At 55.3% G+C, this 23,340-nt stretch carries 18 protein-coding genes and 1 pseudogene; 16 read left to right on the top strand and 3 right to left on the bottom strand.

Translation table 11 applies throughout. The features are described 5' to 3' along the window. Positions 1–116: 116 nt before the first annotated feature. Positions 117–2,756 carry an MGH1-like glycoside hydrolase domain-containing protein gene (locus tag HH216_RS24160; protein WP_169553190.1) on the top strand — a complete coding sequence of 880 codons (2,640 nt, stop codon included), beginning with the start codon at positions 117–119 and terminating at the stop codon, positions 2,754–2,756. A gap of 188 nt (positions 2,757–2,944) precedes the next feature. On the opposite strand, the gene HH216_RS24155 is transcribed toward HH216_RS24160, so the two are convergent. From HH216_RS24155 to HH216_RS24145, 3 genes are all read right to left on the bottom strand, one after another. Continuing rightward, on the bottom strand, positions 2,945–4,513 hold the full coding sequence (locus HH216_RS24155) for a DUF1501 domain-containing protein (RefSeq protein ID WP_169553189.1): 1,569 nt from the start codon (positions 4,511–4,513) through the stop codon (positions 2,945–2,947). Between the two features lie 96 nt (positions 4,514–4,609). After that, the gene (locus HH216_RS24150) at positions 4,610–6,160 is read right to left on the bottom strand and encodes a DUF1800 domain-containing protein (RefSeq protein WP_169553188.1); all 1,551 of its coding nucleotides are present in this window, start codon (positions 6,158–6,160) and stop codon (positions 4,610–4,612) included. Between the two features lie 210 nt (positions 6,161–6,370). After that, a complete protein-coding gene (locus HH216_RS24145; RefSeq protein WP_169553187.1) occupies positions 6,371–7,612 on the bottom strand; it encodes an MFS transporter in 1,242 nt (413 codons plus the stop codon). Positions 7,613–7,895: 283 nt separating this feature from the next. Between HH216_RS24145 and HH216_RS24140 the strand changes: the two genes are divergently transcribed. From HH216_RS24140 to HH216_RS24070, 15 genes and pseudogenes are all read left to right on the top strand, one after another. Next, the gene (locus tag HH216_RS24140) at positions 7,896–9,032 is read left to right on the top strand and encodes a Gfo/Idh/MocA family protein (RefSeq protein WP_169553508.1); all 1,137 of its coding nucleotides are present in this window, start codon (positions 7,896–7,898) and stop codon (positions 9,030–9,032) included. A 121-nt stretch (positions 9,033–9,153) separates the two neighbouring features. Further along, positions 9,154–9,525: a four helix bundle protein gene (locus HH216_RS24135; RefSeq protein WP_169553186.1), complete on the top strand. Its 372-nt coding sequence runs from the start codon at positions 9,154–9,156 to the stop codon at positions 9,523–9,525. A 54-nt stretch (positions 9,526–9,579) separates the two neighbouring features. Beyond that, entirely contained in the window at positions 9,580–10,725 is a 1,146-nt protein-coding gene (locus tag HH216_RS24130; RefSeq protein WP_169553185.1) for a Gfo/Idh/MocA family protein, read from the top strand. Between the two features lie 28 nt (positions 10,726–10,753). After that, complete coding sequence (locus HH216_RS24125) at positions 10,754–10,990, top strand: DUF433 domain-containing protein (RefSeq protein ID WP_169553184.1); 237 nt, start codon at positions 10,754–10,756, stop codon at positions 10,988–10,990. Continuing rightward, on the top strand, positions 10,987–11,340 hold the full coding sequence (locus tag HH216_RS24120; RefSeq protein ID WP_254448607.1) for a DUF5615 family PIN-like protein: 354 nt from the start codon (positions 10,987–10,989) through the stop codon (positions 11,338–11,340). The genes HH216_RS24125 and HH216_RS24120 overlap by 4 nt, the downstream gene beginning before the upstream one ends. A 5-nt stretch (positions 11,341–11,345) precedes the next feature. Then, on the top strand, positions 11,346–12,398 hold the full coding sequence (locus tag HH216_RS24115; protein WP_169553183.1) for a sugar phosphate isomerase/epimerase family protein: 1,053 nt from the start codon (positions 11,346–11,348) through the stop codon (positions 12,396–12,398). 135 nt (positions 12,399–12,533) lie between these two features. Continuing rightward, positions 12,534–12,878, top strand: a complete 345-nt coding sequence (locus HH216_RS24110; RefSeq protein ID WP_169553182.1) for a hypothetical protein — start codon at positions 12,534–12,536, stop codon at positions 12,876–12,878. A gap of 71 nt (positions 12,879–12,949) precedes the next feature. After that, complete coding sequence (locus HH216_RS24105; RefSeq protein WP_169553181.1) at positions 12,950–13,816, top strand: YDG/SRA domain-containing protein; 867 nt, start codon at positions 12,950–12,952, stop codon at positions 13,814–13,816. A 6-nt stretch (positions 13,817–13,822) separates the two neighbouring features. Beyond that, positions 13,823–14,479, top strand: a complete 657-nt coding sequence (locus HH216_RS24100; RefSeq protein WP_169553180.1) for an NAD(P)-dependent oxidoreductase — start codon at positions 13,823–13,825, stop codon at positions 14,477–14,479. A 136-nt stretch (positions 14,480–14,615) separates the two neighbouring features. Beyond that, positions 14,616–14,825, top strand: a complete 210-nt coding sequence (locus tag HH216_RS24095) for a hypothetical protein (RefSeq protein WP_254448606.1) — start codon at positions 14,616–14,618, stop codon at positions 14,823–14,825. A 55-nt stretch (positions 14,826–14,880) separates the two neighbouring features. Continuing rightward, positions 14,881–15,900, top strand: a complete 1,020-nt coding sequence (locus tag HH216_RS24090; protein ID WP_254448605.1) for a phosphotransferase — start codon at positions 14,881–14,883, stop codon at positions 15,898–15,900. 295 nt (positions 15,901–16,195) lie between these two features. Then, a pseudogene (locus tag HH216_RS24085) lies at positions 16,196–19,210 on the top strand (SusC/RagA family TonB-linked outer membrane protein). Between the two features lie 13 nt (positions 19,211–19,223). Beyond that, positions 19,224–20,723 carry a RagB/SusD family nutrient uptake outer membrane protein gene (locus HH216_RS24080; protein ID WP_169553179.1) on the top strand — a complete coding sequence of 500 codons (1,500 nt, stop codon included), beginning with the start codon at positions 19,224–19,226 and terminating at the stop codon, positions 20,721–20,723. A 114-nt stretch (positions 20,724–20,837) separates the two neighbouring features. Continuing rightward, on the top strand, positions 20,838–22,247 hold the full coding sequence (locus HH216_RS24075; RefSeq protein ID WP_169553178.1) for a glucoamylase family protein: 1,410 nt from the start codon (positions 20,838–20,840) through the stop codon (positions 22,245–22,247). A 205-nt stretch (positions 22,248–22,452) separates the two neighbouring features. After that, on the top strand, positions 22,453–23,316 hold the full coding sequence (locus HH216_RS24070) for a PE-PGRS family protein (RefSeq protein WP_169553177.1): 864 nt from the start codon (positions 22,453–22,455) through the stop codon (positions 23,314–23,316). The last annotated feature ends 24 nt before the right edge of the window (positions 23,317–23,340 follow it).

Below are 23,340 nucleotides of genomic sequence, written 5' to 3'. Positions count from 1 at the left end.
CTGTAACCAGTTGCCCTGACGGGCACCCGGACCTGGAGGTCCAGGCTACTTTACCCACGCTACATCCCCACACACCGTAAACTGTAAACCGAATACCGTATACCGTTAAACAACCTATGAACGAAAATAAAACCATTGAGCAGCAGCGCCTGCAAAAGCAGTGGAGCGACGAAGAAAACTGGTACAGATGGGGGCCGTATTTGAGCGAGCGGCAGTGGGGTACTGTGCGCGAAGATTACACGGCTGAGGGTGAAGCCTGGGACGCGTTTCCGCACAAACACGCCCGTATGCGCGCGTACCGGTGGGGTGAAGACGGGCTGGGCGGTATTTCCGACGACAAACAGACGTTGTGCTTCGCGCTGGCTCTCTGGAACGGCAAGGATGCCTTTCTGAAAGAGCGGATGTTTGGCCTGTCCAACGAGCAGGGCAACCACGGCGAAGATGTAAAGGAGTTGTATTACTACCTTGACAATACGCCGACGCACTCGTACATGAAAATGCTGTACAAGTACGCGCAGGCGGCTTTCCCCTACGACGAGCTTAAAAAACAGAACGATGAACGTGGCTTGACCGAACTGGAATTTGAACTGCTCGACACCGGCCTGTTCAACGAAAACAAATACTTCGACGTGTCGATCGAATACGCCAAACAGGGGATCGATGATCTGCTGATTCGGCTGACGATCCACAACCGTGCCGACCGGGCGGCTCCGCTGCACCTGCTGCCAACGCTTTGGTTTCGCAACCGCTGGTCGTGGCAGGAGGAGGACGGAAAGCCCTGGATTGAACGAATCGAGTCGACTATCGACGGGGTGCAGCAGGTGCGGGCGCACCACGATAAGCTGGGCGATTACATGCTGAGTTTCCAACTGCCTGACGCGGTGCTGATGACCGAAAACGAAACTAACCGGCAGCGCGTGTTTGGCGAAACCAACGATTCACCGTTTGTGAAAGACGCCTTTCACGACGCGATTACGTCGGGCAACCTATCCCCGTTCGATACGCAGCCCACCGGTACAAAATGTGCGCCGGTGTACGCACTCAATCTGGACGCTGGTCAATCGGTCGAGATTCGGTTGCGGCTCAGTAAGGCGGATGTAGCGGACCCGCTGGGTACGGAATTCGACGCTACTTTTGACGCCCGAAAGCGGGAAGCCAATGAATTCTACAACCACCTGACGGACGGTAACACGCCCGAAGATGCCCAGATCAAACGACAGGCGTGGGCCGGGCTGATGTGGTCGAAGCAGTACTACAAATACAACGTCCGGCGGTGGCTCGAAGGCGACCCCGGTGCGCCACCACCGCCCCCCGAACGCTGGCACGGACGCAATGCCGACTGGCAGCATCTCAACGCCGAGCACATCATGATTATGCCCGACAAATGGGAGTATCCGTGGTTTGCGGCCTGGGATCAGGCGTTTCAGGCCATCGCCGTCGAACCCATCGATCTGGAGTTTGCCAAAGCGCAGCTGTACCTTCACGCCGATCCGCAGTATCAGGCGTCGGACGGGCGACTACCGGCTTACGAATGGGATTTTTCGGCCAACAACCCACCGCTTCGGGCGGCTATCAGCTGGCTCTTCTACGTGCAGGAGCAGGAACTGACCGGTAACCGGGATTACACGTTTCTGTCGACCATGTTCGAGCGGCTACGCCCCAACTACGAGTGGTGGACGACGCAGGTGGGCGGTAAAAACGAAGGCTTGTTTAAAGGCGGTTTTCTGGGACTTGACAACATCAGCCTGTTCGACCGGCAGGAGGAAATACCGGCCGGTGGCGAACTCGATCAGGCCGACGCTACGGCCTGGATGGCCACCTACACGCTGTATATGATGCGGATTGCCGTCGAACTGGCGCAGAACGATGCCGCTATGTTTGAGCCGTTGGCCTGTTATTACCTCGATCATTATTTCCGTATCAGCAGTGCGCTGGAGCGGGTCGCCCACCTGTGGATCGACGAAAACAACCCCGACAGCGACAACGGATTTACGTACGATATTCTGCATATGCCCGATGGCAAACAGATCCCCATCCCGCTGCGGTCGATGGTGGGGCTGGCCAACATTTTCGCGGTGATGACGCTGGATCGGGAGGTGGCGAAAACGCTACCCGAGTTCTACAAAAAAGTAACGGAGTTTGCCAACCATCCGCCCGATGGCGATCTCTGCTATTGCGTCATCAACGACAACCCCGAGCGCGACGATATTCTTTTTGCGTTACTGAATGCCGATCAGCTACGACGCCTGAACACGTTTCTGTTCTGTGAAGCCGAACTGCTGGCACCGGGCGGCATCCGGTCGCTCTCGAAAGTGTACGAAAAGCCGTACGAGATGGAGCTGGCTGGTGAAGTGCACGAGATTCATTACACGCCGGGCGAATCAGACTCAAACATGTACGGGGGGAATTCCAACTGGCGCGGTCCGATCTGGTTTCCGATGAACTTCTTTATCTACAAGGCGTTGCAGGCATTTGGCAACTACTACGGCTCGAAAGTGGAAGTCGCGCTGCCGTTCGGCAGTGACAACACCGGCGACATGGCCGATGCTGCGGGTTATCTCGCTGAGCGGATGTGGTCGATCTTCCGCAAAGGAGAAAACGGCCTGCGCCCGCTGAACGGTCCCGACATGATCTACGCCGACGATCCGAACTTTAAAGACCTGATCCTGTACTACGAGCACTTCGACGGCGACACCTCGCGCGGCCTCGGAGCCAGCCACCAAACCGGCTGGACCGCGCTGATTACGTGTGTGTAGGTTGGTGACCTCACCCCCAGCCCCTCTCCTAAAACAGGAGAGGGGTGACTAACGGTAAATCAGCTTACGGTGACTTGCCATTCTACTAAACCTTATTTCACTAAATAGCGACTGAATGCACCCCTTTCCTGTTTTAGGAGAGGGGCCGGGGGTGAGGTGACTGCTGCCGTGAGGTCAACTAAAATAAACTACCGCGCTACGACCAGCCGCTCATTCACCACGCCCTGCTGGGTGCCGACGTGGACGATGTATTGACCCGTGGGGAGATTGCCTACATTGAACCGTAACGCGCCCGGCGTTGCTGATGCGCTCAGAATTAGAAGCCGCCCCTGCATGTCGGTCATTTGCACCGTCGACAGGGCCTGCGGTAAGGAGTCGGACTGGAGCACTACATCGCCTGACGCCGGGTTGGGGTACAGACGCACGGCGTTCGACGCAACGGGTTCCGTAGCCGTAACGATGCTCTGGAAGATGGGAGCGGCCGTAAAATCGCGGAAAATGGTCGACGTTTCCGCGCCGGTACTCGTACCAAACCAATCTTTCAGGATCGCTGCGTATACCTGCCGGAAGTCGGTCTGCATCTTCAGGTTGTTGCTGCTATCGAGGTCGCTGAGGTTCGGATTCTTGCCGACCATCGTTGTTTTCACCGCCGAGCCGAACACAAACATCGGGGCCGACGTGCCGTGGTCGGTACCGTAGCTGCCGTTGGAAATTGCCCGGCGGCCAAACTCCGAGAATGTCATTCCCACCACCCGGTCATCGACTTTCAGCTGAGTGAGGTCGTTCTGGAAAGCAGCAACGGCGTCTGACAGGTTTTTGAGCAGGTTGGCGTGTGTACCCGTCGTGGTATCAGTTGCGACGACCTGACTGGCGTGGTTGTCGAAGCCGCCCATCGTGACATAGTATACCTTCGTCTGCATGCCCCCGCTGATGAGCCGGGCGATGATTTTCAGCTGATCGGCCAGGGCGTTCGACGTGGGGTAGGTCGCCAGATTCTTGCCTTTCGTAGCCGCCGATTTGATCTGACCCGCGTAACTCACTGAACTGGCCTGCTGCTGCCGGATGAAGTCGATTTGCTGACCTACGTAGCCCGTCAGGCCCGTGCTGGGTGCGTTGGGCTTGTCGCCGACGAGCCGGGCGAAGGTATCGGGGTCCTGCAAGACAATCGCCATCGAATCGGTAGGCCCCAGCAACGAGGTTGAGGTGATGTAGCCAATCTGAATCGCCGGTGGGTCGGGCATGGCCGTTGTGGGGTAAGCCGCCGGGTAGCCGGGAAACCGGTTATCGAGGTACCGACCTGCCCAGCCGGATGTTGCTGTCTGATTGGAGTCAACGGCGGTCATCCAGATATCACTGGCCCGGAAGTGTGAAAAATTGGGCGTCGGGTACGAAACCCCCTGGATAATGCTCATCCGCCCGTCGTTGAACAGTTGCTGCATACCGGTCATGGATGGGTGCAGCCCCGTAGCCTCGTAGTTCTTAAGTTTCAGCGCTTTGGCCGCCGGGATAGCGATGTTCTGCCGGAACGTGGGCGAGGTGTATACACCCATCTGATCGAGCGGAATCACGGTGTTTAGCCCGTCGTTGCCGCCCTGCAACTGAATGATAACCAGCACCCGGTCGGTTTGTGCCGCCAGATCAACCAGCGACTGCACCAGCGACGAGGGCCGTGCATAAGCCCGCGCCCCGAAGCCATCAATCAGCACCGGCAACACCAGCGACGATGCCGCATATTGTAAAAAGTTACGACGTTTCATGGGTTTCAATGGTGAAGGATTGAATGATAGAGTGATAGAATGATTGAACAGGTTGACGCATAACATTCAATCATTCTATCACTCCATCATTCAACATTAAATTACCTGATACTCGGCCATGCGGAAGATGTACTGGAGAAGCGCGGTCAGTTTGAGCTGAACAGCCTGTTTCTTGGCTGAGTCGTTGGGGCTGGCGGTGTAGGCAAGCCATTCGTCGGCCCATTCGTAGCGCGGAATCGAGTTGAGCAGTACCGTGTCGGTCAAAAAATCAGTCTGTGCCTGATTGACCGGAATGCCGATCACCTGTGCGGTCAGATCGCTGACCAGCCTGGCGGGGTCGCTTGGTGCCGACAGGTTTTTGGCGTAAGTCAGCACGTCGACAGCTGGTTTGTTGTTCAGCTTCAGCGCGTTGGTTGTCAGCGCGTCGGCGAAGAAACCGCGCAGGCCGAGCGTCGTGGAGTTGATCCACTGCTGATAGTAGCCCGTCTGGTAATAGGGTGTCCAGCCGAAGACGGTGGGTGGGTTGAGAATGTCCTGTTGCTGCTCTTTGATGCGGGCGTAGACGTACGAGCCAACCTGATAAAAACCGGCCAGATTCTGCATTGGGTCGGGAGCCTGTAACCCCCAGAAACGGAAGGTGCCAACGACGAGGTCGGTGGGCGATTTGATGACCGCACCACGCAGCTTTTCGTCGAAGAAATGCTGGCTTTGCAGCATCGCCGACACAACGGGTTTTATCTCGAATTTACTCTTCTGAAACAGCACCGCCAGCGGCTGAATGAAGTTGGTTTCAACGTCGGTTGTAATGTCGGAGTTGATGAACCAGCGGTAGAGTTTGCGGCAGATATAGCGGGGCGTTTCGGGGTTAGCCAGCAGCATATCGACCAGATCATTCAGTTCGGCCAAACCGCCGGTATCACCCGTACGGCCCTGAATAACGGTTTTCCCGTAAGCCGCCGAAAACGTTTTGCTGGTCGTGTCGTGTTTGTTGGCCCGGTACACTGTGCTGATCGTGGCGTTGTTCACATCGCGGTAGCCAACGTCGGTCCAGCCGGTCAGGGCTTTGGCAACTGCCCGGACATCGTCTTCGGTATAGCCGCCATTACGTCCGGTCGTGAACAATTCCTGCAACTCGCGGGCATAGTTTTCGTTGGCCGTCCCCGCTACGTTCTGGTTGCCGTTGAGGAACCGCAGCATAGCCGGATCCTGCGTGATGGCAACGACAAACGCCTTGAAATTACCCAGCGCATACTCCCGGAGCAGCGCATTGTAGCGGTACATATACCGGTAATCACCAACTGTTGAATCATTAGTAACGAAATGGTTCGACCAGAACAGGGTCATTTTCTCCGGCAGCGACAACGCCTGATTGAGCATCTGATTGGCCCACCAGGCTTTGTTATATGTCTGGAACTTGCCCGCATTAACCATGTCGAACGGTTGATCGACGTAGGTTTTGTTTGTGGCCGGATCAAGCGGTGGGGTGGGGGTGGCGCGATCGGTAAGCATTGCCGACACGATCTGAGCGGCTGTCTGTCCCGTCAGCGTTTTGAGCTGATCGGGCGTAGGACCGAACGTAGCGCGTCGGAGCAGATAGCCGACCTGCGCCGACGTGAGCGGCTGGGTAAACGGATCGAGCAAAGCCATGACGTTTTGGGTTAGTAGCGTGCGTTGGAGCGCATCGTTTCGCAAAAGACACTAAAAAGAGCGTACAGTTTAACAGATTTTAGGTTGGTAATCAGCTATTTAATAGACTTTTAACGGAAAATGTACGGTAGCCGCCGGTGGGAAAAATACGCATAAACAAAAAGCCCCGCTATCGTCTGATAGCGGGGCTTCGAGGAAAGAGAAACGACGTTACAACTGCGGCTGACTAGCGGCAACCATATCGTTGGCGTGGTCGGGCTTGCGGTTGCGCATTACGAAGAACAGTACGCCAAACGCGACGATCAGAATCAGCGGGAAGATGACCATGTGCCCCAGCGTAGCCTGACCGGTAGCCAGGTCAGCCGTTTCGGCCGTCAGGCCCCGCTTGGCCGCTTCCTGATCGAGCCAGCCACCGATAACGGGCTGGAAAATCGACGTGGCAAACATACCCATACCGCCCATGATCGACAGGCCGAACGCGCCCGACTTTGGGATGTATTCAGCGACAAAGCCCAGCATGGTTGGCCAGAAATAACAGACACCAATGGCGAAGACAATGGCCGACAGATAGACCATGCCACCCGTTGCGTTGCCCATCAGGTAGATACCCAGAGCCGCCATCACCGACGATCCCCAGATAACACCCGTCGGGTTCAGGCGGTGAACGATCGGGCCGGCGAAGAACCGACCAACGGCCATCAGACCCGTTACCAGCGCCAGAATAATCATCGGGTCAGCACCGGCGTTTTTCATGATTGGGTCGATCCATTGCTCAGGGCCAAATTCCGAAATGGCCGTCAGGGCCATGCAAACCAGCATAAACAGGTACAGCGGAGACGCCATTGCCTTGAGGTTACCACCTGTCGACGAAGCACCTTCTGCCTTGCTGGCCGGGAACTGCTGACCCAGGAACAGGAACGCGTAAATAACCGCCGGGATCAGGATAGCCCCGATCTGTAATTGCCAGCCGAGGTTAGCCCCGGTCATGAACTTCGACAGCAGGCTACCGATTACGATACCGCCGGGAAACCACATGTGCAGCCGGTTGAGCATCTTGGTGGTTTGGTTGCCGCTGTACATATCAGTTACCATTGGGTTACAGGCCGCTTCGACGGTACCGTTGCCGAAGCCAACGAAGAACGTCGAGATGAGCAGGCTCCAGAAGCCAGTGGCGGTAATCGTCAGCACCAGACCCAGTACGTGTGCGAAAAACGCTACCCAGGCAATGCGCTTTGGCCCAATGACATTGTAGAGCGGCCCGCCGAAAATCATCGCGATGGGGAAGCCCAGGAATGCCATCTGATTCACGTAGCCCAGTTCCTTCGCGGACAGGTTGAACTCTGCACCCAGTTGAGTCAGTACGCCCGCCCGGATAGCGAACGCCATGGCTGTAGTGATGATCGCAAAGCAGCTCGCAATGAACAGCCGTGAGCGATTGATGGATAGATCCATATGAGTGAGGTAAGGGGTTAAATTGTGACGAAAGGGTTTGTCAGACAAAAGAAAAAACGGCCGCTAAACTCATCGGTTCAGGCAGTATTTGTCTAAAATTTCCGAAAAATAAGCTAAAACCGCTAATTTCCGGCCCTCGAAAGGGGTATGTTTTCGTCTCTTTCGGTTTTACTTACCGGCGGCATTCTACCTCGTCTGCTGGTATTTATCAGGCTCTTTTACCGGGGGTAGTACCTAATTCTCTTACAGTCAACGCTACATGGAAATGCACAGGAAATTGCGGATGGGGCAGATCGGGGGTAGCCTCGACGCGTTTATTGGCGCGGTTCACCGCCGGGCCGCTACGCTGGACAACGAAATCGAACTGGTTTGTGGTGTCTTCAGTCAGTCGCCCGAAAAGTCAAAGGCGACCGGCAAGGCCCTCTACCTGCCCGACGATCGGGTGTATACGAGCTTCGAGGAAATGATTCAGCGCGAGAAGGAGCTGCCAGAAGACGTGCGGATGGATTTCGTCAGTATCGTGACGCCGAACCACATGCACTTCCCGCCCGCCAAAATGGCCCTCGAAAACGGCTTTCACGTGATCTGCGACAAGCCGATGACGCTGAATCTGCAACAGGCCAAAGACCTCGCCGAGATTGTCGAAAAAAGCGGACTCGTCTTCGGCCTGACGCACAACTATACGGGCTACCCGATGGTGAAGCAGGCCCGCGCCATGGTGCAGGACGGCGTGTTAGGCAAGCTCCGCAAAGTGGTTGTCGAGTACCCGCAGGGCTGGCTCTCAAAAGACGAAGAACACAACGACTACAAACAGGCGATCTGGCGCACCGACCCGGCGCGTTCGGGGGCGGCCGGTGCCATCGGCGACATCGGTACCCACGCTGAAAACCTGGCCGAATACATTACCGGCATGCACATCAGCGAACTCTGCGCCGACCTGACCGCTTTCGTGCCTGGCCGCCAGCTCGACGACGATGCCAACGTGCTGCTCCGCTTCGACGCGGGGGCGAAGGGTATGTTGCAGGTTAGTCAGGTGGCGAACGGCGAAGAAAACTCGCTCAAGATTTACGTCTGGGGTGAACTGGGCGGTTTGGAATGGCATCAGATGGAACCCAACACGCTGCATCACAAAACCCAGACGAGCCACAATATTATCCGGCCCAACGTCGGCGACCTGTCAGCGTCGGCGAAGGCGCACTGGCGTTTACCGGCGGGTCACCCCGAAGGCTTTTTTGAAGCGTTTGCCAACATCTATCGCAACTTCGCTTTCGCCGTGAAAGCGCACATGGAAGGCCGCCCCGCCGATCCGCTCTACGACTTCCCCGGCGTCCACGATGGCGTTCGCGGCCTCGCTTTCATCGACACCGTCATTGCCTCAAGCAAGGACGAGGAGACGAAGTGGACGAAGTTTGTACAATAATTGAATGATTGAGTGATGGAATGATTGAATAAGCTGACGCATGAACCCATTCAATCATTTCATCACTCAATCATTCAACTACTTAATCATTCACCATTTATTCCCCCACCACACTTGAAAGATGGAAAAAGTTGAGTTTGTGCAGCAGATGCAGAGACGGACTAAAGAATTGGCGTTGCGGGTTATCCGATTATTTCGTTCGTTACCCAAGACCGACGAAGCACGTATAATAGGACGTCAACTTTTACGATCAGCTACTTCTGTAGCGGCTAATTACCGGGCCGTTTGCCGTGCCCGAAGCCAGGCGGAATATTTTGCAAAACTCAGTATCGTCGTTGAAGAAACCGATGAGACTCTGTTCTGGATGGAACTGCTAACCGAGGCAGAGATTGTTCCTGTAGTTAAACTCCAAAATCTGATTACAGAAGCGACGGAGTTACTGTCAGTCTTTTCAACAGCCCGTAAAAATACGTCTACCGACAAACGCAGCTAGTTACAAACATTCAATCACTCAATCACTCAATCATTCGATAATTCAATTCCCCCCATGTCAAAAATAAACATTGCCGTTGTCGGCACTGGATTCATCGGACCTGCGCACATCGAAGCACTGCGTCGACTACCGAATACGAATGTGCTTGCGCTTTGCGAGGTGACTCCCGAGCTGGCTCGGCAGAAGGCCGATCAACTGGGTATTGAGCGGTCGGCTACGTTCGACGAGATGCTCAAGATGGACGACATTCAGGTCGTGCATATCTGTACGCCCAACTTCCTGCACTACGCGCAGTCGAAGGCGGCTCTGCTGGCGGGGAAGCACGTCGTCTGTGAAAAGCCGCTGGCTAAAGACCTGCACGAAGCGGAAGAACTCGTACAGATTGCAAAGGAAACCGGACTGGTCAATGCCGTGCATTTCAACCTGCGCTATTATCCGCTGGTGCGGCAGATGAAAGTGATGCGTGAGCAGGACGACCTCGGTGAAGTCTACTCGGTCATCGGCTCGTATTTGCAGGACTGGCTGTTCTACAACACAGACTACAACTGGCGGCTCGAACCCGACAAATCGGGCGACTCGCGGGCCATTGCCGATATTGGATCGCACCTAATGGACAGTCTGGAGTACATCACCGGACTGAAAACCGTCGCCGTCATGGCCGACTTCAACACCGTACACAAGGTGCGGAAGAAGCCGCTGAAACCCGTCGAAACGTATTCGGGCAAGATGCTGCAACCCGAAGATTACGCCGACGTACCCATCAATACCGAAGACCACGCCAACGTGCTGCTCCGCTTCGACAACGGCAACCGGGGCGTTATCACGGTATCGCAGGTGTCGGCCGGACGCAAAAACCAGATGAAGCTGGAGATTGCCGGCTCGAAGAAAACGTTTGCCTGGAATTCGGAGGCTCCCAACGAAATGTGGATCGGTAACCGCGACGGCTACAACGAGAGCCTGATGCGCGACCCAGCCCTGTTCCACGCTGACGCGCGTTCGCTTATTTCGTTCCCCGGCGGCCACAATGAAGGCTTCCCCGACACCTCGAAGCAGTTGTTCAAGGAAGTGTACGCGGCTGTAGAGGCTGGCAAGATGCCCGAAAACCCGACCTTCCCAACCTTCGCCGACGGCTACCGCGAACTGCTCATATGCGAAAAGATTCTGGAAAGTAATCGCAAGCAGGCATGGGTGGAGGTGTAAATTAGCATTGACTAAATCGTAGCGTATCATGCAATACCAGGCGAAGTATCAACACATTATTACCATCGAACCCGGCAAGCGCGGAGGGAAACCGTGCATCAGGGGAATGCGGATTACAGTCGGCGATATTCTGGGCTGGCTGGGTAGAGGTATGACTACCGAAGAAATTATCGACGACTTCCCGGAGTTGACGCAGGACGATATTCAGGCGGCTTTACTCTTCGCTGCGGATCGTGATAATGGTATAATGCTGATGGCTGCATGATGCGGTTTTTGTTCGACCAGAATATTTCCTACAGGGTAGTAAAGCAGTTAAAAGTTACGCTGCCCGATAGTGTTGGCGTTCGCGAAGTAGGATTGCTTGACGCCGATGATTTTGCTATCTGGGAATATGCTAAACGCGAGGATTATGTGGTCGTGACATTCGATAAAGACATTCCGATGATTGGGGCTGTCAAAGGATTTCCACCCAAGATCATTTGGTTGCGTACCGGCAATATGAGTAATCAGGCATTAATCAGCCTGTTTACAGCCCGACTTAGCGAATTCGTTGATTTCAATACCCGACAAAACAAAGGCTGCCTGCTGGTGTACCTGCGAACAGAAGAACCCTGAAACACATGAAAACAATGAAAGGCCCGGCCATTTTTCTGGCCCAGTTCTTAGGCGATACCGAGCCGTTTAATTCGCTCGAGTCCATCGCAAAATACATGGCCGACCTCGGCTACAAAGGTGTGCAGATCCCGACCTGGGACCCGCGCATGATCGACCTCAAACAGGCGTCAGAAAGTCAGACGTACTGCGACGAGTACAAAGGTAAGCTGGCCGAAATCGGTGTCGAAGTGACCGAACTGGCGACGCACCTGCAAGGGCAGTTGGTAGCCGTTCACCCGGCTTACGGTGCCATGTTCGATGGCTTTGGTCCGGCTGAGCTGGCGGGTAAGCCCAAAGACCAGCAGGCGTGGGCCACCGACCAGTTGCTGATGGTGGCCAAAGCGTCGAAAAACCTTGGTCTGAAAGCTAGTCCGACGTTTTCGGGAGCGCTGCTGTGGCCATTCGTCTATCCGTGGCCGCAGCGCCCGGCCGGTCTGGTCGAGACGGGCTTTACCGAACTCGCCAACCGCTGGACGCCCATTTTGAACGCGTACGAAGATGCCGGCATCGACGTGGCGTATGAGCTGCACCCCGGTGAAGACCTGCACGACGGCATCACGTTCGAGATGTTCCTCGAAAAAGTGGGTAACCACCCCCGCGCCGGGATCAACTACGACCCCAGCCACTTTGTCTTGCAGCAGCTCGACTACCTGCAATTCATCGACTTCTACCACGACCGCATTTTCGCCTACCACGTGAAAGACGCTGAGTTCAACCCGACGGGTAAGCAGGGCGTATACGGCGGGTATCAGGGCTGGGTCGAGCGGGCCGGTCGGTTCCGGTCGCTGGGCGACGGGCAGGTCGATTTCTCGGGTATCTTCTCCAAACTGGCGCAGTACGACTACGACCGTTGGGCGGTGCTGGAGTGGGAGTGTGCCATCAAGCACCCCGAACAGGGCGCTGCCGAAGGGGCCCCCTTCATCGCCGACCATATCATCCGCGTCACCGAACGCGCCTTCGACGACTTCGCCGGTACCGGTGCCGACGAAAGCTTCAATAAGAAGGTGCTGGGATTGTAAAATAACGGGCTAACTGCTGAGTAATTAACCGGCACCGGATCATTTCCGGTGCCGGTTTGCTTTCTGGAATCAAACTGCCAATATATCCGGTTATTGGAGAAACGTTATCTTTACGGAAACACCACCGTCCTGACCATGACCGCCTTAGAACTCAAAGCCTACGAAATTTTTAAGAATAAATTCGGTGAAGACGAAGCTGGTACTGTGCTTCAGTTCATCGATGAGAAAGCGCAGGAAAAAATTTCGGCGCAGAAAGAAAGCTTTGCTTCGAAAGATGATTTCCGTAAACTGGAACGCGAAGACTCCCGTCTGGAGCAAACGTTGAAGACGGAAACGTCGCGACTGGAAGCGTTGATCAAGACGGAAGTATCTCGTCTGGAAACAAGTGTTGAACGTGGTTTTAAAGATCAGCTTAAATGGTTGATCGTGTTGCTGTTTGGCTTTGCATCGCTAATTATCACCGTGATCAAGCTACTTTGATGACGTAGTAATCTTGGTCAACCGTTACTGTACCCAGCTAAATAGTCTGGGTTTCTTTTTGCATTAAAGCCATGCCCACCCGCATCTTCGGTGACATACCCGGCATACCGGAAGGCAGCGAGTTCGAGAGTCGCGTGATGCTTTCTCATTACGGCGTACACAGACCTTTACAAGCGGGCATCAGCGGGTCGCAGTTGGAAGGAGCCGATTCGATTGTGCTGTCGGGTGGGTATGAGGACGACGAAGATCTGGGTGACGAGATCATCTATACCGGCCACGGTGGGCGCAGTCTGGACACGGGACAACAGGTGACTGATCAGCAGCTGGCGCGGCAGAATCTGGCGCTGGCGCTCAATTGTCAGCGTGGGCTGCCGGTGCGGGTCATTCGGGGGTATAACCATCGGTCGCCGTTTTCGCCAACGGAAGGGTACCGCTATGATGGCCTGTACCGAATCGATTCGTACTGGCGGGAACGGGGTCGGTCGGGGTTTTACGTGTGGCGATTTCGGTTGGTAAAACTGGTTACGGTTGGCGCGCCAAATCAGGTTGACGAAGAGCGACAGACATACGGAGAAACCAGACGTGTTGACGTAACGATTCAGCGCATCGTACGGAATACTGAAATAGCTCTGCACGTCAAAGAACTGTATGAATATCAGTGTCAGGTGTGCCGTACGCTGGTCTTCACTAGCGCGGGCCCATATGCCGAAGCAGCACATATTCAGCCGCTGGGCCGCCCGCACAACGGACCGGACACGCTGACGAATCTGCTCTGTCTGTGCCCAAACCACCACGTTATGTTCGACTTCGGTGGTTTCGGTATCGCCAATGATATGGGCTTGATTGGGTTGGATGGGCAACTGCATCAGAAAGCAAACCACCGTATTGATCGGCAATTTCTGGCTTACCACCGAGAACATTTTCTGATGAATCCGTAAACGACTATGCGTGTTTTTATTCTCGGTGCTACGGGCCGAACTGGTAAACAATTGCTTACTGTAGCGTTGGCGCAAGGTTATCAGGTGACCGTGTTGGTGCGTGATCGGCAGAAAATTGGTATTTCGTCGGGTAGATTGACCGTCATCGAAAGTCCGGCGCTTGATGCTGACTCGTTGCAACGGGCTGTGGTGGGCTGTGACGCCGTAATCAGCACGCTCAACATCTCGCGAACGTCAGATTTTCCGTGGGCACCGCTGCGAACCCCGCCAACGTTTCTATCAGATCTGCTGACCCGGCTGCTACCCATCTGCGAGGAACAAAACGTTCGTCGGCTGATTGTCGTGACGGCCTGGGGAACGAACGAAACCAAAAAAGACATACCGTTCTGGTTTCGCTGGCTGATTGATTACAGCAACATCGGCGTAGCATATCGTGACCACGAACGGCAGGAAAAACTACTCCGGCAAAGTAATCTCGACTGGACCATTATCCGGCCCGTTGGCCTTACCAACGGCGAATCACTCAAACCGGTCATCGAAACTATCGACAATCAGCCGAAGCCCAACCTGACGATCAGTCGGCGCAACGTTGCCCGGTTCATGCTTGATGTGTTGCGCAACAACCAATACGTTCGGCAGGCAGTGACGATCTCAGAACCGTGATAGCGTGCGGAATCTGTGAGGAGCTCAACCCGTATTCCGTGCGTTCAACGCATGAATTCACCATTGGTGTAGTTGCGGCCCGACGGCTGTAACATGGGGTCGGTCACTGGTGTTCTGACCACAAACAAGCACAACTATGCAAATGGCAGGACAAGGGTCGGGCGGCAACGTGTTAGCCGCGTTATGCAGCTTTTTCATCCCCGGTTTAGGGCAGCTCTTGCAGGGGCGGCTGCTAATGGCAATCGTGCAGTTTGTGCTGGCAGCTGTCCTGTGGTTTATCCTGATGGGCTGGATCATTCATCTGTGGTCGATTATCGACGCGGCCCGGTTTACGCCGAAGTCGTAACGCGCGCAGGGCCAGTTTGCCGTACCTTTGTGGCATCCGTAAACCTTGCTCTGCTGTGCCAACGTCTATCCCCGCTTCTTCGGCTATCCTGTCGGCCGCTCATCTGGCCCCGTTCGTACAGCAGCAGTACGCGCTGGGTCACGAAACGACCTGCCAGCTCATCAAGGCGGGGGTGAATCACACCTATCTGGTTACGGCGGGGGATAAAAGATTTGTCTTTCGCATCTACAGCCTCAACTGGCGAACCCGTACTGATATTACTGAGGAGATTCGGTTGCTGAAGCACGTCAGAAAGGGAGGAATACCAGTTTCGTATGCGCTGCCCGACGCGTCGGGGCAGTATGTTCAGGAAATTGATGCGCCGGAAGGGCTACGCTACGGAGTGCTGTTTTCTTTCGCCGAAGGGCAGAAAATACTGACGTTTTCGGAAGAGAGACACGAAGAAATGGGCCGGATTATGGCGCGGCTTCACCAGCTTACCGAAGGCTTCGCGCTCGACCGGGCCACTTACACACCTACGTATCTGCTGGTCGATTCGCTCCCCAAAATAGCCCCGTTTCTGCCAGCTGACTCGCCCGAAATGCAGTTCCTGCAAACGGCACAAGCCTCGTTACTGACTGAGCTGACCAACGCCGATCAGACGCAGCTTCGGCAGGGGGCACTACACCTCGACATCTGGTTCGATAACCTGAACATTGACCCGGCGGGTACTATCACGTTGTTCGATTTCGATTTTTGCGGCAATGGCCCACTGGCGACAGACGTTGGGTATTACCTGATGCAGCTTCATAGCACGGAAGCCGATGAAGCGGAGTTCCGACGCAAGAAAGACCGATTTCTGGCGGGTTACGAGTCGGTACGGCCGTTGAGTGCGGAGGAAAAACGATTGCTGCCTGCCCTGAGCATGGGCGTTTATTTCTTTTTCCTCGGCGTTCAGTGCGAACGTTTCGACAACTGGTCGAACGTCTTCCTGAACGAGCTACACCTGACGCGCCTGATTAATCTGCGCGTCAAACGTTGGTACGATTTCAACGGGTTGGGCGTTGATCGCTGCCTGCCAATTGCCTTACCATAATTATTTCACGTTTTTCTGAGAATAGCGCGACGGACAGCTAACACTATAGCTGATTGAGCGGTTATATAGTCTCTCAAATTAAATTAATTCTATAAAAATTATAATTAAAAGAATTTTTTGATTAACGCGGAATGGTCGAAAGTTGGTCACTTAGCCTACTGAACAGTAGGTAATTAGCGCGTATAGAAAACCCGATAAGTAGCTGTACCGTGATTTAAGCCGACAAAATCAAACCGTACGACGCGGGTATCCGGCAAATTATAGATGGTGTTCACTGTAAATTAATTGCTCACGTATGAAAAAACTAGGCTACTTTTTTGTGCTGGTATGGCTGGCTACGTTTACTGTGACGTATGCTCAGAACCAGACTGTTACGGGGAAGGTTGTCAGCAAAAACGACAGACAGGGCCTGCCCGGTGTTAGTGTTCTCGTGAAGGGCACGACTACCGGTACCGCTACGGATGCCAATGGTGCCTACCAAATCACGGCACCGAGCGGGGCGGTGCTGCAATTCAGTATGATTGGCATGACCAGTCAGGAAGTGCCCGTGGGGAATCAATCGACCATCAATGTCGAACTGGCCGACGATGCCCGTGCGCTACAGGAAGTGGTTGTCGTCGGGTACGGTACGCAGCGGAAGATCGACGTGACGGGCTCGGTGGCGCAGGTGAAAGGTGAGGAGCTCGTGCGGCAACCGGTGCTATCGGCTACGCAGGCGCTGCAAAGCAAGGTGGCGGGGGTGCAGATTATCAACTCCGGTGCGCCGGGTCAGGCACCGACCGTACGTATTCGGGGTACCGGTACGCTGCTGGGTGGTGCCGATCCGCTGTACGTTGTCGACGGAATCATCACCGAAGACATTCGTAATATCAACACGTCTGATATTACGTCGGTCGACATTCTGAAAGACGCATCGGCAACGGCTATCTACGGGGTTCGGGCGGCCAACGGCGTTGTGCTAATCACCACAAGGCGGGGTAAGACGGGCGCTCCCAGCGTGAGCTACGATGCGTATGTTGGTGTTCGGACGCCCGCTTTCCGGGTGAAAATGGCGGATGCGCAGTTGTTCGCGCAGTACAACAACGAAGCGCTTCGCTACACCAATCCGACGGCGGCCCTGCCATTCGATCCGTCGACGATTGGTAACACGAACACCAACTGGTTCGACGCCATCACCCGAACTGGTTTTCAGCAAAATCACGCGCTGTCGGTCAGTGGGGGTACGGAAAAGACGACCTACCTCTTCAGCGCTGGCTACTTTACCGAAAAAGGTATTTTGCAGGGTACTGATTATGAGCGGTTGACACTGCGCCTGAACAACGAATACACGCTGACGCCGGTGTTCAAACTAGGCCATAACCTGAGTCTGGCCAACGACAACTCGAACCTGAGCGGAACGAGCGATCCGGCCCTGCCCAGCACGGCCGCTTACTCCGCGTTTACAAATGCCTACAAGCAGGCGCCGACGGTGCCGGTGCGTAACGCGGATGGATCGTATGGCTACACGGCACAAAACAACGTCGCTAACCCCGTTGCCCAGCTCAATTATACCAACTATAAGTCGCGCGGGTTGCGGTTGCAGGGGTCTTTCTATGGAAATCTGACCGTACTGAAAAAAATTACGTTGCTTTCTAATTTCGGTATTTAAAGCAACATCAACCGGGCTTACAACTACAACCCGGTCTATCAGGTATCGGCCAATCAGCGTAATCTGACGAGCGAATTATCGACAGGCCGGTCGAGCAGCACACGCTGGCTCTGGACCAATACGGCCGAGTATAGCAACACCTTTGCGGAGAAGCATACGGTGAAAGTGCTGGCGGGTTACGTGGCCGAACGGTTCCAGAATAATCTGCTGACAGCCGGTCGGCAGGATGTGCCGCCCCAGTCGAACTATTTTTACCTGAACACGGGTAACGCATCGACGGCAACCAACAGCGAATCGGGCAGTATTCAAACGCGTCAGTCGTACATCGGTCGGGTCAACTATAACTTCTCCGACCGCTATCTGCTGACGGCAACGGCCCGGTACGACGGTTCGTCCAAGTTTCCGACCAACAATCGGTGGGGCTTCTTTCCGTCGATCGGGGCGGGCTGGGTAATCAGCGAAGAACCTTTTCTGCGCGGTAAAACACCGTTCGATCAGTTGAAAGCACGCGTAAGCTGGGGAAAAACGGGTAACGACCGTATCGACCCCAACGCGTTTTTGTACACTATCGCCAGCGGTCTCGACTATGCGTTCGGGACCAACCAGACCTTGCAGCAGGGCCGTACGATTACCAATCTGATCGACCCGAATCTGCGCTGGGAAATCACGACCGGAACGGACATCGGGCTGGAGTTTGCCCTGGCCAGAAACCGGCTGACGGGGGAATTCACCTATTACAACAAACACACGACCGACGCGCTGTTTACCCGGCCTATCGACGCGATTTTCGGGGATGTCGACGGCTCCTACCTGACCAATGCCGCCAGCGTGCGGAACCAGGGGTTCGAATTCGCGCTCAACTGGCGGAACGGATCAACCGGCGGCTTCCAGTATAATGTCGGGGCCAACGTGACGATCAATAAAAACCGGCTGGAAGACGTGCAGGGCGGTCTACCGATCAACGAAGGGGGTATCGGCAACGGGCAGTACACAACCCGTACGGCCGTGGGGCAACCCATCGGCAGTTTCTGGGTGTGGCAAACCAACGGTATTTTCCAGACGCAGGAGCAAGTCAATAACACGGCCGCTAAAATTGAAGGAACGCTGCCCGGCGACTTCCGCTACGTCGATCAGAACGGCGACGGCGTAATCGACGACAACGACCGCGTGTTTGTCGGGTCGTACCAGCCCAAGCTGTATTTCGGCGTCAACGGCGGGTTTTCGGTAGCCAATTTCGACTTCTCGACCGACTGGTACGCCAACCTCGGTAACAAGGTTTACAACGGGAAGAAAGCGCAGCGGTTTGGCAACGAAAACATCGAAGCGTCGCGCGCTGATCGCTGGACCACGACCAACCCCAGCAATACCGAGCCCCGCGCGAGCAATGCCGTCCCGATTTCATCGACGTACTACGTCGAGTCGGGTTCATTCTTCCGTGTCAATAATATCACGCTTGGTTATACGCTGCCGAAGTCGCTGGTGTCGAGCCTGAAAGTGAGCCGGGTACGGTTCTACGTGACGGCGCAAAACGCCCTGACGATCAAAGCGTTCTCGGGTTACACGCCCGAACTGCCCGGCAGCAACCCGCTCAACGCTGGTATCGAACTGAGTACCTACCCGGTAACGTCGGCATACATGGCTGGCCTGAACATTGGTTTCTAAGCTGACAACAACGATGAACACGATACAAAAAACAATTGCGTACGGCCTCCTGAGCGGGCTGGTACTGACCAGTGGCTGTTCCAAAACGTTTCTGGACGTGCCACCCCAGGGGCAGCAAACGCCCACTGATTTCTTTTCGAGTAATGCCGATGCCGCTACCAGTCTGGTCAATGCCATCTACTCAAAAATGCTTGACTGGAACTTCCACTCGTTTTCGTGGAATGGCATAACCAGCATCGTCTCCGACGACGCCGACAAAGGCAGCTCGCCGGGCGACACCGGTACCGACAAAGATCAGCTCGACAACTTTACGTTTACGCCGTCGAGCATTTCGTTCAACGAGGTGTGGGGTGGGCAATACGAAGCGATTGCGCGGGCCAATCAGGCGCTTGATAATCTGCCCGCCCTGAGCATCAACGACACGCTGAAGAACCGGCTCATTGGCGAAGCCAGCTTCCTGCGGGCCTACTGTTATTTCAACCTCGTGCGCTCGTTTGGCGGGGTGCCGCTCATCACGAAAGTGGCCGACCCAACCAACGCCAGCGACATTCAGAACGGACGCGTCCGGGCAACGGCGGCACAGGTCTACACGCAGATCGAAAGCGACCTGACCCGGGCCGTAAGCAGCCTGCCCGAAAAGTCGCAGTATAACGCGGCAGACCTGGGCCGGGCTACGAAAGGAGCGGCCAAAGCCCTGCTGGCAAAGGTGTCGATGTACGAGAAAAAATGGAGCGTGGTACAGCAGCTAACCGATGAGATCATCGCATCGGGGCAGTATTCGCTGCTGCCCAACTACGGCGAACTGTGGCGCGAATCGTCGGAGAACGGCGTCGAGTCGATTTTCGAGATTCAGGGCCGGGGCGTAACGCCAAACAAAGGGGTTCAGGGATATTTCGAGTCGCAGGGCGCACGGGGCGAAAACGGCTGGGGATGGGGCTTCAATACGCCCTCGCAGAGCCTGTTTAACGCCTACGAAACCGGCGACACCCGGCGCGACGGCACGATTATTCAAAAGGGAATGACCCTTTGGGACGGTCGGGTGGTCAGCGCCAACGCCGAAAACCCGTACTACAACTACAAGGCCTACGTCAGCCTGAGCCGCGAGACCAACAACGGTGACACCTGGGAAACCAACAAAAACCTGCGTATGCTGCGCTACGGCGAGGTGCTGCTGATGAACGCCGAAGCGGCTAACGAGCTCGGTCAGTCGGCAAAGGCACTTACGTCGCTGAATCTGGTTCGGGCGCGGGCGCGGGGTGGTGCAACGGGCGTACTGCCCAACGTAACGACCACCGCGCAGGCCGATTTGCGGCAGGCGATCTGGAAAGAGCGTCGGGTCGAGATGGCGTTCGAGCACGATCGTTATTTCGATCTGGTACGGCAGGGGCGGGCAGCAACTGTGTTTCAGGCGCTGGGCAAGAACTTCGTTGCTGGCAAGCACGAACTGTTTCCCATTCCGCAGCCGCAGATTCAGCTCAGCGGTGGCCAGCTGACCCAGAATCCGGGGTACTAAGTCAATCAAAAATAGGATCAACACAAAGGCACGGAGAACACAACGCATTAACCGGGTTTGCGTAGTGCTCTCTGCGTTCTCCGTGCCTTTGTGTTGATTGTTAATTTTCAGCCTATGAGGTATCTATTGACCATAGCACTGTTGTGCGCGAGCCTGACGATCGGCGGTTGTCAGTCCAGACAACAGGCTGTCGCACCAGCACAAGCCGGGTTTACGCTGTCGGCGACGGATCAGACGTTCCTGGATAGCCTGCAACGTGATACCTTCCGGTATTTCTGGGAAACGACCAACCCGGCTAACGGCCTGGTTCCCGACCGGGCACCGTCGAGCTCGTTCGCTAGTATTGCGGCCGTGGGCTTCGGCCTGACCTCGTATCTGGTGGGCGTCGAGCGGGGCTATATCACACGGGCACAGGCGGCCGAACGGACCTTGAATACGCTCCGCTTTTTCGCCACTGCACCCCAGTCCGACAAGGCGACGGGCGTGGCGGGGTACAAAGGCTTTTTCTACCACTTCCTGGATATGAAAACTGGTGAGCGCTTCAAAACCGTCGAACTGTCGACGATTGATACGGCGCTACTGCTGGGTGGTATCCTGAGTGCACAGAGCTATTTCGACCAGACCAACGCGACAGAAACCGAAATCCGCCAACTGGCCGATCAGATCTACGGCCGCGTCGACTGGACGTGGATTCAGAACAACAAACCATTTGTGTCGATGGGCTGGCACCCGGAGTCGGGCTTCATCAAAAGTGACTGGACGGGCTATAACGAAGCGATGCTGCTCTACGTGCTGGCGCTGGGTTCGCCTACCCACGCCGTCGGTACGGACGTGTGGCCCGCCTGGACAAAGTCGTACCCGTGGGCTACGTTTTACGAGCAAACGCACGTGAATTTCGACCCGCTGTTTGGCCACCAGTATTCGCACGTCTGGATCGATTTCCGGGGGATCAAAGACGAATACATGCGCGGCAAAGGCATTGATTATTTTGAGAATTCGCGCCGGGCCACCTACGCCAACCGCGCTTACTGCATGGCCAATCCGGGCAAATGGCAGGACTACGGCCCGACGATCTGGGGCCTGACCGCCTGCGACGGACCGAGCGATACGCTGGTTAACGGGCGTCAGTTTTTCTCGTACCGGGCGCGGGGTGCTGCCAGTACACAGATTGTGGACGACGGCACGATTGCACCGACGGCGGCTGGCGGTTCGATGGCGTTTGCCCCCGAAATCTGTGTACCTGCCCTGCGAGCTATGAAAACGAAATACGGCCCAAAACTCTACGGTGAGTACGGTTTTCGTGATGCGTTCAACCCAACATACCGCTACCCGGCCCGCGTTGCCAACGGCCCGACCACATTGGGCTGGTTCGATGTCGATTACCTGGGTATCGATCAGGGGCCGATTCTGTTGATGGCTGAAAACCTGCGGTCGGGCTTCGTCTGGAAACTGATGCAGAAGAATCCGCACATCCGGCGGGGACTAGTCAAGGCTGGCTTTACGGGGGGCTGGCTGGCGCAATAAATCAATTCGTTAATCAAAATTGCCCGACGACTGGTTTTGTATCAGTCATAGGGCAATTTGCGTTTACAAGCTGATGTGCCGAGGTCGGTTAGTACGCCACACGCTACTGTTGAGCAGGTGAGGGCCGACGCACGCAGGGTAGATTAACGTTACTTTGCGCCCCCGATTTCGTTACTTTGGCAATCGAATACAATTAACTCCATTCATGCGCTTTCTCGTTCTCATACTTACTTTATCAATACTGGTTGCCTGCAAACTTGAGATACCGGGCGTCGATCAGGTCCAGTTTGCTGACCCAACGTCCGTACCGATTACGCCCGGTCAGATCGACGAAGCGTCGGGGATCGCCGACAGCCGTAGTCTGCCCGGTAACTTGTGGGTGGAGGAAGACGGTGGCAATGCAGCTGCGATGACCCTGCTGGGTTACGATGGTAAGATCAAAGGGAAAGTCGCCATTAGCGCCACAAACCGCGACTGGGAAGAAATGACCATTGGCCCCGGCCCAACGGCGGGCGTCAACTACATCTACATGGGCGATATTGGCGATAACAACGGCAACACGCCTATTCTTCAGATTTACCGTTTCCCCGAACCGACGGCGCTCAATACAACGGTTACGCAGGTCGAGCGGATCAATTTCCGCTACCCCGACGGCCCGCGTGATGCCGAAGCCATGTTCGTTGACCCGGCCACGCGGGACATCTACATTATCTCGAAACGGGAACCAAACGTGCATCTGTACCGCATTGCTTATCCGCAAAACATCAACGAAGTTGCCGTTGCTGAGTTACTCGGGACGATGAACATGACGTTCGTTACCGGAGCGGCCATCTCACCCGACGGCAGCGAAATTATGGTCCGGACGTACACCGAGATTCGCTACTGGAAACGCGACAGTGGGCAATCGATTGCCGATGCGCTACAGCGGGGCAGTAGCCGTTCGCTGCCGTACCGCGTTGAACCACAGGGGGAAGCCGTCTGCTTCAACCGCGACGCATCCGGTTATTTTACCCTCAGCGAACGCGCCAATGCGTCGTCGGTGAATCTCTATTACTACGCCCGAAAATAGGTTTACAGTAAACGGTCTTCGGTT

The organism is Spirosoma rhododendri, assembly GCF_012849055.1.
GTDB classification, from domain to species: domain Bacteria; phylum Bacteroidota; class Bacteroidia; order Cytophagales; family Spirosomataceae; genus Spirosoma; species Spirosoma rhododendri.
The sequence above is the reverse complement of the archived record's forward strand: the minus strand, read 5'-3'. Positions and strand labels throughout refer to the sequence as shown.

Coding starts and splice junctions, on each gene's coding strand:
- HH216_RS24160 (WP_169553190.1), top strand. CDS start 117: ATGAACGAAAATAAAACCATTGAGCAGCAGCGCCTGCAAAAGCAGTGG.
- HH216_RS24155 (WP_169553189.1), bottom strand. CDS start 4,513: ATGAAACGTCGTAACTTTTTACAATATGCGGCATCGTCGCTGGTGTTG.
- HH216_RS24150 (WP_169553188.1), bottom strand. CDS start 6,160: ATGGCTTTGCTCGATCCGTTTACCCAGCCGCTCACGTCGGCGCAGGTC.
- HH216_RS24145 (WP_169553187.1), bottom strand. CDS start 7,612: ATGGATCTATCCATCAATCGCTCACGGCTGTTCATTGCGAGCTGCTTT.
- HH216_RS24140 (WP_169553508.1), top strand. CDS start 7,896: ATGGGGCAGATCGGGGGTAGCCTCGACGCGTTTATTGGCGCGGTTCAC.
- HH216_RS24135 (WP_169553186.1), top strand. CDS start 9,154: ATGGAAAAAGTTGAGTTTGTGCAGCAGATGCAGAGACGGACTAAAGAA.
- HH216_RS24130 (WP_169553185.1), top strand. CDS start 9,580: ATGTCAAAAATAAACATTGCCGTTGTCGGCACTGGATTCATCGGACCT.
- HH216_RS24125 (WP_169553184.1), top strand. CDS start 10,754: ATGCAATACCAGGCGAAGTATCAACACATTATTACCATCGAACCCGGC.
- HH216_RS24120 (WP_254448607.1), top strand. CDS start 10,987: ATGATGCGGTTTTTGTTCGACCAGAATATTTCCTACAGGGTAGTAAAG.
- HH216_RS24115 (WP_169553183.1), top strand. CDS start 11,346: ATGAAAACAATGAAAGGCCCGGCCATTTTTCTGGCCCAGTTCTTAGGC.
- HH216_RS24110 (WP_169553182.1), top strand. CDS start 12,534: ATGACCGCCTTAGAACTCAAAGCCTACGAAATTTTTAAGAATAAATTC.
- HH216_RS24105 (WP_169553181.1), top strand. CDS start 12,950: ATGCCCACCCGCATCTTCGGTGACATACCCGGCATACCGGAAGGCAGC.
- HH216_RS24100 (WP_169553180.1), top strand. CDS start 13,823: ATGCGTGTTTTTATTCTCGGTGCTACGGGCCGAACTGGTAAACAATTG.
- HH216_RS24095 (WP_254448606.1), top strand. CDS start 14,616: ATGCAAATGGCAGGACAAGGGTCGGGCGGCAACGTGTTAGCCGCGTTA.
- HH216_RS24080 (WP_169553179.1), top strand. CDS start 19,224: ATGAACACGATACAAAAAACAATTGCGTACGGCCTCCTGAGCGGGCTG.
- HH216_RS24075 (WP_169553178.1), top strand. CDS start 20,838: ATGAGGTATCTATTGACCATAGCACTGTTGTGCGCGAGCCTGACGATC.
- HH216_RS24070 (WP_169553177.1), top strand. CDS start 22,453: ATGCGCTTTCTCGTTCTCATACTTACTTTATCAATACTGGTTGCCTGC.